Annotated in this window: 10 protein-coding genes; all 10 read right to left on the reverse strand. The window is 64.5% G+C overall.

Annotated elements, in window-relative coordinates; all coding sequences use genetic code 11:
• Position 1: 1 nt before the first annotated feature.
• The 10 genes from trbL to D1610_RS06755 all read right to left on the reverse strand — a co-directional run bounded on the left by trbL (position 2) and on the right by D1610_RS06755 (position 11,925).
• Positions 2-1,306 carry a P-type conjugative transfer protein TrbL gene (gene trbL, locus D1610_RS06710; protein WP_118863360.1) on the reverse strand — a complete coding sequence of 435 codons (1,305 nt, stop codon included), beginning with the start codon at positions 1,304-1,306 and terminating at the stop codon, positions 2-4.
• Between the two features lie 118 nt (positions 1,307-1,424).
• Positions 1,425-2,198 carry a P-type conjugative transfer protein TrbJ gene (gene trbJ / locus D1610_RS06715; protein WP_281268954.1) on the reverse strand — a complete coding sequence of 258 codons (774 nt, stop codon included), beginning with the start codon at positions 2,196-2,198 and terminating at the stop codon, positions 1,425-1,427.
• A complete protein-coding gene (gene trbE, locus D1610_RS06720) occupies positions 2,195-4,660 on the reverse strand; it encodes a conjugal transfer protein TrbE (RefSeq protein ID WP_118863361.1) in 2,466 nt (821 codons plus the stop codon). The genes trbJ and trbE overlap by 4 nt, the downstream gene beginning before the upstream one ends.
• Before the next feature lie 7 nt (positions 4,661-4,667).
• Positions 4,668-4,952, reverse strand: a complete 285-nt coding sequence (locus tag D1610_RS06725; protein ID WP_118863362.1) for a VirB3 family type IV secretion system protein — start codon at positions 4,950-4,952, stop codon at positions 4,668-4,670.
• Positions 4,949-5,284: a TrbC/VirB2 family type IV secretion system protein gene (locus D1610_RS06730; RefSeq protein ID WP_118863363.1), complete on the reverse strand. Its 336-nt coding sequence runs from the start codon at positions 5,282-5,284 to the stop codon at positions 4,949-4,951. The genes D1610_RS06725 and D1610_RS06730 overlap by 4 nt, the downstream gene beginning before the upstream one ends.
• Positions 5,285-5,286: 2 nt before the next feature.
• Entirely contained in the window at positions 5,287-6,276 is a 990-nt protein-coding gene (gene trbB, locus D1610_RS06735) for a P-type conjugative transfer ATPase TrbB (RefSeq protein ID WP_118863364.1), read from the reverse strand.
• Complete coding sequence (locus D1610_RS06740; protein ID WP_118863365.1) at positions 6,273-6,686, reverse strand: ribbon-helix-helix protein, CopG family; 414 nt, start codon at positions 6,684-6,686, stop codon at positions 6,273-6,275. The genes trbB and D1610_RS06740 overlap by 4 nt, the downstream gene beginning before the upstream one ends.
• Before the next feature lie 3 nt (positions 6,687-6,689).
• The gene (locus D1610_RS06745) at positions 6,690-8,720 is read right to left on the reverse strand and encodes a conjugal transfer protein TraG (protein ID WP_118863366.1); all 2,031 of its coding nucleotides are present in this window, start codon (positions 8,718-8,720) and stop codon (positions 6,690-6,692) included.
• A 263-nt stretch (positions 8,721-8,983) separates the two neighbouring features.
• A complete protein-coding gene (locus D1610_RS06750; protein WP_118863367.1) occupies positions 8,984-10,342 on the reverse strand; it encodes a tyrosinase family protein in 1,359 nt (452 codons plus the stop codon).
• Positions 10,339-11,925 carry a hypothetical protein gene (locus tag D1610_RS06755; RefSeq protein WP_147414281.1) on the reverse strand — a complete coding sequence of 529 codons (1,587 nt, stop codon included), beginning with the start codon at positions 11,923-11,925 and terminating at the stop codon, positions 10,339-10,341. Before D1610_RS06755 ends, D1610_RS06750 begins: the two co-directional genes overlap by 4 nt.
• Positions 11,926-11,941: the final 16 nt, after the last annotated feature.

Genomic DNA, 11,941 nt, shown 5'->3' on the forward strand with positions numbered 1-11,941 from the left:
ATCAATCCTCTCTTTCCTTGATGTCGGGGGCGGCAGAGGCACCACCGCGATCGCCTTCACGAAGCGCTTGGAGGGCGACTTGGCGGTGGTGACGGGCATCCTGTTGACGCCGCAGCGAGCGCGCCCACGACGGGGCGGCGTCGCCGCCAACCTGCGGCGACTCGCCGCGTGTGGATGCTTCGCCATTCAGTGCCGACCAAGCGGCATCGCGCCCGGATTGCACGGCGGCGGAGATGCCAAGCGCGCTCCCTGCCTTCTGGCGGACGGCGTTCCCGGCGGCCCGCGCCATACTGCCGATCCCGGCGCCGACGCTGGACGACCCGGCGGCGGATTGACCGAGCTGGTACGATGCCAATGCGGCGGACCCCATCGCCGTCCCGGCGCGGATCGCGCCGAGCGCCGCGCCACCAGCGACGCTCGCAGCACCTACCGCCGCGCCGCCGGCGAGCGCGGTCACGCCGGCCGCGCCGACGGCGGTACCAAGCGCGGCGCCAGCGCCGAGCTGGGGCGCGCCGGCAACCAGCCCCGACGCGATACCGGGGCCGAAGATGCCGAGCCCGAACAGCGTCAGCGAGGCCAGCACCAGGCTCAGCGCTTGGCCGATATCCGGCTCCTGTCCCTGCAGAGCTGTGGCGAACTCGGAGAAAAAGTTGGCGCCGATGCCGACGATGACGGCGAGCACCATCACCTTGATCCCCGACGAGACGACATTGCCGAGCACCCGCTCGGCGAGGAAGCTGGTTCGGTTCCACAGCGCGAACGGGACGAGGATGAACCCGGCGAGCGTGGTCAGCTTGAACTCGATAATCGTGACGAACATCTGCACCGCAAGGATGAAGAAGGCGAGGATGACGAGCGCCCAGGCGAACAGCAGCACGGCGATCGTCAGGAAATTATCGAAGAAGGTGGTGAAGCCCGACAACTTCGATACCTGATCGAGCAGCGGCCAAGCCGCTTCGAAGCCGGTTCCGGCCAGCCGACCGGGCTTGAGCAGATCGTCGGCCGACAAGGTGCCGCCGCCGGCGGTCAGTCCCGCCGCGGCAAACGATCGAAAGATGATGTCGGCGAGCGTCGCAAAGCTGTTCAGGATGAATGCGAACGCGCCGACATAGAGGATCTTCTTGAGAAAGCGGCCGATGACGTCCTGCTCGCCGCCCATCGCCCAGAACAGTCCGGCGAGCGTGATGTCGATCGCGATCAGCGTCGCGGTCAGGAAGGCGACATCGGGACCGAGCAACCCGAACCCGCTATCGATGTAGCGGATGAAGGCCTCCATGAAGCGGTCGATGACATTGAGGTCGTTCATGTCGATGACGATCCTGACGCGATGAAAGTGGCCGCGGGGCTGGCCCAGGGGAGCAAACCAACCCCGCGGCGGCGGCAGCGGAGAGGTGAAGTCCGCGCCGCCCGTGTCCGGCCCAGGCCTATCGGCCAGGGGGCAATGGCGTGTAGGCCGAGCCGGAACCGAGGAACCTGGTGGTCGAGGCGCGCGCATCGGCCTGCGATTGGACACGCCTCGCCTGCTCGATCGCCTCGGCGCGGTATTGCGCCGCCATCAGATGCTGGATCTGGAACTGCTGCTTGGCGGTGAGCGCGAGCAGTTGGTTGGTCGCCTGCCCGACCTGCAGCGCGCCTTCGGCGCCCTGACTCCTGGCGACGATCGCCGACAGCGCCTCGGCATCGGCCTGGACGTTGCCGACCACCTGCGCCTGGACGCGCATCGTCCGATGGAACGCCGCCATCGCGGTGTCCAGCCGGGCGCGGGATTCGATCACGCGCTGGTCTCCGGTGAGCGCACGGTTGAAGCTCCGCGGAAACAGCCGCCGGAACTGCGCGTCTATCCCGTCGATCCGGAAATCGATGCCCTGCGCCTCGCCCATCAGCCGGTCGATCTGCTGCATCGTCGCATTGAGCCGCTGCAGTTCAGGGAAGTCGATCCGCTCGAGGTTCTTCGCCATGTTGGTGAGCATCGCCGCCTGGTTCTGCAGCGCCTGGATCTGGTTGTTGATCTGCTGGAGCGTGCGCGCGGCGGTCAGCATGTTCTGCGAATAGTTGGTCGGGTCGAACACGGTGATCTGCGCTCGGACGGGCTGCGCGGTGAGCGCCATGCCGAGTGATCCGGCTGCCGCCAGCGCGAGCGCGGATGCGATGAGATATTTGCCGGTCGTGGATCGCGCGAAGCGGGACAGCCTGGTCACAGCGGTAGCTCCTTCTCTCGGGTTGCACTTTGAGGATCGGCAAATTCGGCAAGCAGGTCGGCGGCCCAGCCGAGACCGGCGTCAGTCAGGAAGTGCGCGGCGAAATCGGTGGCGCCATGTTCGGCGAGCAACGCATCGATCCGCGCCTGACTGGCGGGATCGGAGGCGCCACATAGCGCCAGCGCGATCGGCCCCAGGCCGAGCTCGAACAGCCGGTTGCCGCGTGCGGATTGCAGGTAATAATGCCGTTTGGGCGTGGCCCGGCTGACCAGTTCGATCTGTCGGTCGTTGAGCCCAAAGCGCTCATAGGCGGCGCGCGACTGCGGCTCGATCGCCCGATCGTTGGGCAGCAGGATGCGTTGCGGGCAGCTTTCGATGATCGCCGGTGCGATGCTGCTTTCGGTGATGTCGGCGAGCGATTGCGTCGCGAACACGACCGATACGTTCTTCTTGCGGAGCGTCTTCAGCCATTCGCGGATGCGTGCGGCGAACAGGGGATCGTCGAGCAGACTCCATGCTTCATCGAGCACGAGCAGGGTCGGTCGACCGTCGAAGCGCTTCTCGATGCGGTGGAACAGATAGGTGAGCACCGGCGCGACGACGCCCTTGCGCAGCATCAAAGCCTCGGTTTCAAAGCACTGCACGCTGGCGTGCGCCAGCCGCTCCTTGGCGGCGTCGAGCAGACCGCCATAGGCGCCGTCGATCATGTAGGCGTTGAGCGCGGTCCGGAGCATGTTTGACTGAAGCACCATGCCGAGGCCGGTCAGCGTCCGCTCCTCCGCCGGTGCGGTTGCCAGACTGCACAGAGCGGACCAGATCGCCTCCTTGATCTCGGGCGTAACGACCACCTTCTCGTGCGACAGGAGCGCGGCAATCCAGTCCGCCGCCCATCCGCGCTCGCTCTCGTCCTCAATGAAGCGCAGCGGCTGGAAGCTCAGTCCGCCGTCATCGCCATGTTCGGGTTGCGGCCCGAGTGAGTGGTGACTTCCGCCCATCGCGAGCACGGCGGCCCGGGCGGAAAATCCCATATCGAATATGATCACTTGAGCCTGGTGGTAGCGACGAAACTGCAGGGCGATCAGCGCCAGCAGCACCGATTTTCCAGCCCCGGTCGGACCGACAATGAGCATGTGTCCGACATCGCCGACATGCGTGGAGAGCCGGAACGGCGTCGATCCCGCCGTCTGGGCGTGGAGCAAGGGAGGTGCTGCGAGGTGTCGGTTGTCGGTCGGCCCCGCCCATACCGACGACAGCGGCATGAGGTGAGCGAGGTTGAGCGTATGAACCAGCGGCTGTCGGACATTGGCATAGGCTTGGCCCGGCAGGCTCGACAGCCACGCCTCCACGGCATTGATGCCCTCGCGCTTCACGGTGAAGCCGAGCCCGTTGACAATCCGCTCGACGGCGCGGACTTTTTCCTCGGCATGCGCTCGGTCGGTATCGGCGACGGTGATGGTGGTGGTGAGATAGCCGAAGGCGACATGATCACCGCCAAGCGCCTGGAGCGCGAGATCGGCATCGACGACCTTGTTGTCGGCATCGCTGTCGAGCAGCTGGGTGGGCTGGTTGTAGAGAACCTCCCGCAGCAGCGCGGTGACCGACTTGCGCTTGTTGAACCACTGCCGCCGGAGTTTGGTCAGCACCTTGGTCGCGTCGGTCTTGTCGAGCGAAATGAAGCGCGTGACCCAGCGATAGCCGAAATCCTGATGATTGAGCGCATCGAGGATGCCGGGACGGCTCATGTTGGGAAAGCCGAGCACCGTCAGCGGGCGGAGATGAAGGTCGCCGAGCATCGGCTCGAGTCCGCCAATCAACGGCGTGTCGGCGAGCACGCCATCGAGATACATCGGCGTTTCCGGCACGGCCACATCGTGGCGGCAGTCCGATATCACGCCGTGCAGATAGGTCAGCGTCTCGGCGTCGCTCAATGCGCGAACCTTGGGCATGAAACCCGCGAACAGGTCGAGCACCCGGTTGGTCTCGGCGAGGAAACCGGCAAGTGCTGCGCGCCAATCGCGGCCCTTGCCGTCGTCGGGACGTGCGACCAGCGAGCGTCCTGCGGCGTCGCTGCTGTCGGCCGGTGGCAGCCAAGTGAGAGTCAGATGGAACCGGCTCTCGAAATGCTGGCCCGCCGCCGCGAAACCGGCGCGCCGCTCCTCGTCGACCAGCCAGGACGCGGCGTCGGGGAAAACACTGTGTGGATAGCCGATCGCCTCGCGCCGTTCGGCCTCGAAGAACAACGCCCAGCCTGAACCCAAGCGCTTGAGCACATTGTTCGCACGCGCGCAGCACGAGACCAGCTCGGCTTCGGTAGCGCTTTCGAGGTCGGGTCCGCGAAACGCGAGGGTGCGCTGGAAGCTGCCGTCCTTGTTGAGGACGATGCCCGGCGCGACCAGCGCCGCCCAGGGCAGATGGTCGGCAAGCCGGTCAGCGCGCTGGCGGTATTCGGCCAGATTCAACATGACAGCCTCAGCATGCGAAATACCCCTTCTGGCGGAGATGGCGTAGCAACACGGGCGCGAAATCGGGATCGCGGCGGGCGGCGAAGACTGCAACGCTGTGGCCGACGACCCAGAGCGCGAGGCCGATCAACCATTGCTGGAGACCCAAGCCGACCGCGGCGGCGATCGTGCCGTTGACGATCGCGATGCCACGCGGCGCGCCGCCGAGCAGAAGGGGCGATCCGAGGCTGCCATGGATCGGCGCCTCGAAGCCTTGGATCGGCTGGCCGGAACCGGAGTGGACGGCGCTCATGCGATCAGCGCCCCGCCGCCGAAACTGAAGAAGGAGAGGAAGAAGGACGAAGCGGCGAACGCGATCGACAGGCCGAAGACGATCTGGATGAGCTTGCGAAACCCTCCCGAGGTCTCGCCGAACGCGAGCGTCAGGCCAGTGGTGATGATGATGATCACCGCGACGATCTTGGCGACCGGCCCCTGCACCGATTCGAGTACCTGCTGCAGAGGTTCCTCCCACGGCATGCCCGATCCAGCTGCCCAGCTCCGGACAGAGAGCGTCGCCGACACGGCGATAGCGAGCGCGACGAGATGGGCGTGACGGCGATAGGGGATGCGAAGCAAGCGCATGCTCAGTCTCCTTGGGATGCTGGACAGTAATCGGGGGAAAGGTCGATGACGGCGTAGTCACCGTCGGGATCGAGGCCGACGAGGCGGGTAATCGTGCCCACCCGGCGCGCGGTGCCGCGGCCGGCGATGAACACGATCATGTCGATGGCGTCGGCGATCAGCCGGCGCGGGACCGTCACCACCGCTTCCTGGACGAGTTGCTCGATCCGGTAGAGCGCGGACGCGGCGCTGTTGGCGTGGACGGTGGCGATGCCGCCCGGGTGGCCGGTGTTCCAAGCCTTGAGCATGTCGAGCGCTTCCGGCCCGCGAACCTCGCCGACGATGATGCGGTCGGGTCTGAGGCGGAGCGTCGAGCGGACCAGATCGGCCATCGTCACCGCTCCAGCGCGGGTGCGCAGCGCTACCGTGTCGGCCGCCGACGACTGCAGTTCGCGCGTGTCCTCGATGAGGATCACCCGCTCGTCGAGATGCGCCATCTCGGCCAGCAGTGCGTTGGCGAGCGTCGTCTTGCCCGAACTGGTGCCACCGGCGACGAGAATATTGCGTCGGTCAACGACCGCGAGCGACAGCAGCCGTGCGGCATCGGCCGACATGATCCCGTCGTTCACATAGTCGAGCAGCGTGTAGATGCGCGTCGCAGGCTTGCGGATCGAGAAACACGGGGCGAGCGAGACGGGCGGCAGCACGCCTTCGAACCGCTCGCCCGCCCCTTCACCGTGCGGCGGCAGCTCGGCCGAGACGATAGGGGAACCGCCATGAACTTCGGTTCGCGCGTGGCTCGCGACGAGACGGATGATCCGTTCGACCTGGGCGGGATCGTAGCGCACCCCCGTGTCGGTCCGCCCCTCGCCCAACCGGTCGAGCCGGAGCGCACCATCGGGGTTGACCATGATCTCGACGACGCGGCGGTCGGCGAGCGCTGCGGCGATGTCGCCGCCCATCGCGGTGCGCAGCATCACCCGGCGCCGATCTGCGGAGAGCGCAGCGGTCATTGGCCGCCCCCGTCCGGGATGCCGGAACCAAGGCTGCGCCTGCCTCCGGCGACCTGCCGACCGACCTGCGAAACGAAGGCGTTGAAGCGCTCGCGTGCTATCGCGCGGCCAGCCTGGTCGTTCTCCGCGAGCGGGGCATGGATCGCCAGTTCGTAGCGGACGAACAGCGCCAGTGATTCGAGCAGGATCAGGCTGTCGCGTTCGATCCGCCCGAGGGCGATCGTCATGCGGTCGAGCCGGAGCCCAAACCGGTCCTCGAGTTCGCTTGTGCCACGCCGGTTGAGCCAGGCCTCCAGCGCGTCGGCGAGGATCGCCGATTTGGACGCGCCGGGCTTAGCCGCGAGCGCGTCGAGCCGGGCGCTGAGCGGCTCGGACAAGAACAGCTGGTGGCGGATGCGGGGCGTGCGCATGACTCAGAAGCTCGGAAGAAGATCGTCGCCGCGATCGGCGGATTCGTTGACGGCATGCGCGGCGGTCACGGCGCTCAGCGACCGTGTCCGGTCCATCGCGCGCTTGTCGGCGGCGGGATCGCCTTCGTCCTCGATCAGACCGAGGGGATCGGTTGTCGTCGGTTCCACCGGAAGCGGCGCACGATCGTCGGGTAAGCTGGGATGGCGCTCCTGCTGAAGCCCGCCGGCCGCATCATCGCCGCCCATGTCGGCATTCGGCGCAAGCCGGTGATCGAGCAATCGCAGACGGCCTTGCCAATCATCGCCTCGTGGTGCGGGACGATCGGCATAGGGGGTCGAACCCAACGCCGGCGCGGGCAGAACGCGGTCGCGAAAATTCCGGTCTTTGAAATAGCGGATCTTGTGCGCCCGAATGGGCGGGAGGCCGGAGACGAGCACAAGCTCGTCCACCGGCGGCAGCTGCATGACCTCACCAGGCGTGAGGAGCGCGCGAGCGGTCTCCTGGCGACTGACCATGACATGCGCGAGCCATGGCGCGAGACGGTGCCCAGCATAGTTGCGCATCGCGCGCTGTTCAGTCGCGGTGCCGAGTGCATCGGACACGCGCTTGGCGGTGCGCTCGTCGTTGGTGGCAAAAGCGATCCGGACATGACAATTGTCGAGGATCGAATTGTTCTCGCCGTACGCCTTGACGATCTGGTTCAAGCTCTGGGCGATCAGGACGGCGCGCACGCCGTAGCCAGCCATAAACGCCAGCGACGTCTCGAAGAATTCCAGGCGGCCGAGCGCGGGAAACTCGTCGAGCATCATCAGCAGCGTGTGGCGACGCACATCAGTCGCGCCATGCAGGTGCTCGGTCAGGCGGCGGCCGATCTGATTGAGGATCAGCCGCACCAGCGGCTTGGTCCGGGAGATGTCGGACGGCGGCACGACGAGATAGAGCGATACCGGCGCATCCGCTGAGACAATATCGGCAATGCGCCAGTCGCACCGCGAGGTGACTTCGGCGATAGTCGGATCGCGATAGAGCCCGAGGAAGGACATGGCGGTCGACAGCACGCCCGAGCGCTCGTTCTCGGACTTATTGAGCAACTCGCGGGCGGCGGAGGCCACGACGGGATGAACCATCGGCGTCGTGTCGGTGCCGATATGATTGGTCGCCATCATGCGCCGGAGCGTCGCAATGAAGCTGCGCTGCGGATCGCTCAGGAAGGTTGCGACCCGTGCGAGGGTCTTTTCCTCCTCGGCGTAGAGCACATGGAGGATCGCGCCGACGAGCAGCGAATGCGCCGTCTTTTCCCAGTGGCTGCGTCGTTCGAGTGCGCCCTCGGGATCGACCAATATGTCGGCGATATTCTGCACGTCACGGACTTCCTCGGCACCGCGGCGGACTTCCAGCAAGGGATTATAGCGGGCGGATCGGCCGTCGGTCGGGTTGAACAGCAGGCAATGTGAAAAGCGCGCGCGCCAGCCCGCGGTCAGCTCCCAATTCTCGCCCTTGATGTCGTGGATGACCGCCGAGCCGCCCCAGTCGAGCAGGGTCGGAACGACGAGCCCGACCCCTTTGCCGCTGCGCGTCGGCGCAAATGCCATGACGTGCTCGGGACCGTTGTGGCGGAGATAGGCCGAACCGATCCGGCCAAGGAAGACGCCGGTATCGCCGAACAATCCTGCTTGCCGAATTTCCCGCGCATCCGCCCAACGCGCCGACCCATAAGTGGTGACGTGGCGCGCTTGCCTCGCCCGCCACAGCGAACCGAAGACCGCCGCGCCGCAGCCGAGGAAGCCGCTCGCACCGGCGATTGCGCCCGCTCGGTCGAAGATATCGGGCGCATAGGCATCGAAGTGATACCACCAGCCGAACAAGGCCCAGGGGCGATAGATCTGCAATGAGCCGACGACCAACCACGGTTGGCCGAGTTCGGACTGATAAGCCAGTTCGGCAGCGGCCCATTGGGTAGCAAACCACACGCCCGCGATGACGATCGCAAAGACAATGATGATCTGGCCGATGAGCAGTTTGGTTGGGGACATGCGGGACTCCGCCCGCCGCCGAATTAGCGGGGGCACTGATCCAACATCCGAGGAAACCCGACCAATCGGGAGGGCCTTCTCAGCGCACCCAAAGGTTTCCTGGCGCAAGGTGCACAACGAAGGCCGGGCGTCGCCGCCTAAAAGGTATAAGTTGGTTCTTTGCTCGGCAGGTCGGCCTCATCGCCGGATACGAGAACCGCTGACACGGGTCTCACCATTCCAGCCAGACCGTTTGTCTCAGCGGAGGTGACGAAGAATCATTCTCATTGAGGGACGATTTCGATCGCGTAGCCGGATACTGCGAGCGAAAGAGCGTCATCCTGACCGACCGGAACGATCGCCACGCCGATCCTGCCACTCTCGATGGGGAACTGACGTAACGCCGTGGTCACATCTAGAGCGATCGCAATCTCGGTCGCGGTATCCTGCTGCACCAGTCCGATCGTTCCAACAAATGCCGCACGCCTAGGCGAAAAGGCGCCGTGCTTTCGATCAAACAGATAGATGGCTACCGTACCACCCTGATTCGCCGGTATTTGGATGCCTTGGACGGTCAGAATCGCCTTCGCCTTTCCCTCTTCGGCGATCGACACCGCGACCGTGGGCAGCCCGATACGTGCATCACCGCTCGCGAGCGGCACGCCCAGCAACGCAGGATCTGGCACTTCATTCTGGTTCTGACCGGATGTGCTGGTCCCGACCGGCTGGCCGCCATCGACCCCTTCGCCCGGAAGTGCGTAGCGATACCCGAGCGCAGCGGTTTCGCTTACTTCGGCAACACGCAAATTCCGAGTTTTGCCCGTGGCCAAGTCGAAAAACTCAAACACCGTTTCGGCAAAAAGGCGGTCTTGCCAAGGTTCAGTTCTACGACGCGCCGAATGGGATGCGCCACGCCACGTTTCCCACATGCGATCGAGATTGGCATGATGGCCGAAGAAAAGCGGATCGCGTGGCGACCACTTGATGTTTCCCATGTCTTTGCCGAGGGCATTATGGACCGATCCGTGTGGTGTCCCTTCAAGCACCGACAACGGCCCGGGGACGACATCATAGCCACCAAAGCCCAGTTGCGTGACTACGGGCCAGCCCTCGCGTTCTTCGATCTTGCCGACATAATGCTCAGCGGAGTCCATCGCCGATTGAAAAGCATATTCGTGGGCAAAGAGATCAAGCCGAGTCCGATCGTGCGCCAGTGGCGTCGCGCGAAACGACGCCGGGACCGCGCCAAGCACAGGCCAGTGCCAATAAGCCAGGCTCACAGTCTCATCGCCAATCGCATGCTGAAGATTACGCTCCGTCGCCCACAGGAAGGCGCGGTGCCAGGGCAGAAAATGTAATGTGCGATGGATTTCCCCGGACGGCACTCCACATCTACGCGAGTGGATCTCCGCGTTTTTGTCCCATGCCATCGCCCCCGCCCGACTTTTGCGCATTTCAGCGACGGCATTCTTCAACCGATTGAGATCGTCGGGGAACCAGCGTTCTAGGTCGCGAATCTCACGCCGCACACGAGGGTGCGGCGCCGACGGCGCTCCAATTCGAGCGTTCGCGGCAACGGCCACTGCTCCAACGCCGAAGCCCGCCAGCACCGCTCGCCGATCGACCTCCACCATTTGCATCATGGCATGTTTCCCGTCGTCGCATCGACCAATGCGTCGAGCTTGGCCTGCGCTTCTATTCGCTCGCGTTCCGCGTCCATCTCCTTACGCCGCGCCAGGTCCAGCGCCGTCTGCGCGTTGGCGATCGTAGTCGCATTCTGAGTCTCCCTGAGACCTCGCGCCCGGTTGTAAGCGTCAATCTCACTCGCACCTGTCACAACCTCGCCTGCAGCCCCCAGTAAGCCAGGCAACTCCGCACCGGTCTTCGCGTAGGTCATCGAAACCGGCATACCGTCCGGTGCGAAAGCGGCAACCAAGCTATTACCCTCAAACATGTCGTTGCGTAGCGGCAACGATCGTACGCCGCCGAGCTGGGGCGCGTTGCGTTCCTCGCGTAGCACTATGTTGGCGTTGCCCGGCAGCAACCCGCCACAATCGCTTGCCTCTGTCAGCTTGCAGAGCTGGAGACGCGCCGGGGTCGGCACGCGGTAGAGCACTCCACAAGGGCTTTTCGTGTCCGCGTTGCATTGGCTGGCCGAGGTCAATCCCGAGATCGTCGTGCGCCTGCGGATTGGCCGAAAATCTCGTGCGACCGCTGCCTTTGTAAGCAGCTTGTCGATCTCCTCCTGCGCGGTGGTCATTTTGCCCAGCGGGAATCCACTCGCATCCTTGCCGCAATCCGCGGCGGTCGGGCGCACCTGTAGATTCGGGCAGATCACCCAGATTTCGGTCGCGACGCCCGCTGCGCCGTTCGAAAGCTCGATCTTCAACATGTCCGCAAGCTTCCCGCCGACATCGGCAGGAGTGGCTTCCAAAAGTGCGAACGAGGCGGCATCGGCAGGGAAATTGGATCGAGAGCGAAACGTGAGTAGATCCTTGGCCTTACCATAGGCCGTCACGGCCTCGGCGGCTGCCTTTGTCTTCTTGCGCACATCCTCGGCCTTTGTCTTCCGGCCTTGCTTCACCGAATCAGGCTGGTCGGTATCGCCAAGATAATCGGCATTGTAGCCTGCAAGATCCGCGACGGCTCCGTCCCGTGCCTTGCTTTTACTGTCACGGTCGTCTTGGAGCGCCTTGAGCGATTTGGTTCGGTCGATGGCGATTTGCGTGCATGTCAGCGTGGCTTTCCAAGGTGGCACGTCGGCCGCCTGAGTAGTTCCCATCCCCGGTAAAGTCGGGACCCCGATCAGTAGCTTGGCGACGCCCACTGCGAGACCCACGCCCGCCTTCACCGATGCGGCACTCTGATCGGCGACTTGCGCGTTTATGGATTTCAGGAGGCCGCTTGGATGATTCTCGAAAGTTACGCTCGTCGTCTTATTACCGTTGGTGAGACGAGAATAGTCGAGAACGACCTCTTCGCCCGCACCGTAGGTCGAGGCAGCCAGTGCCTCGATCTCAATTCCGACCTCGGGATTTTCCGGGCTGGGGCATGTCGTCAGGGTGCGCCCGATTTCGATCGTATAATCGAGTCTTGGAAGGTGATAAGACCAGCCGCTTGTAGGCGCGGCCCCTGACCCAGCGCTCGTACTGACAATCCGTGATTCAAGGTTGGTCGTACACGCGGGCAACGCCGCCAAGAGCGGCAAAAATAGTAGATATCTCATTCCGGCCCCCTCAGTT

Source organism: Sphingomonas gilva (assembly GCF_003515075.1).
In the GTDB taxonomy this organism is placed as follows: domain Bacteria; phylum Pseudomonadota; class Alphaproteobacteria; order Sphingomonadales; family Sphingomonadaceae; genus Sphingomonas; species Sphingomonas gilva.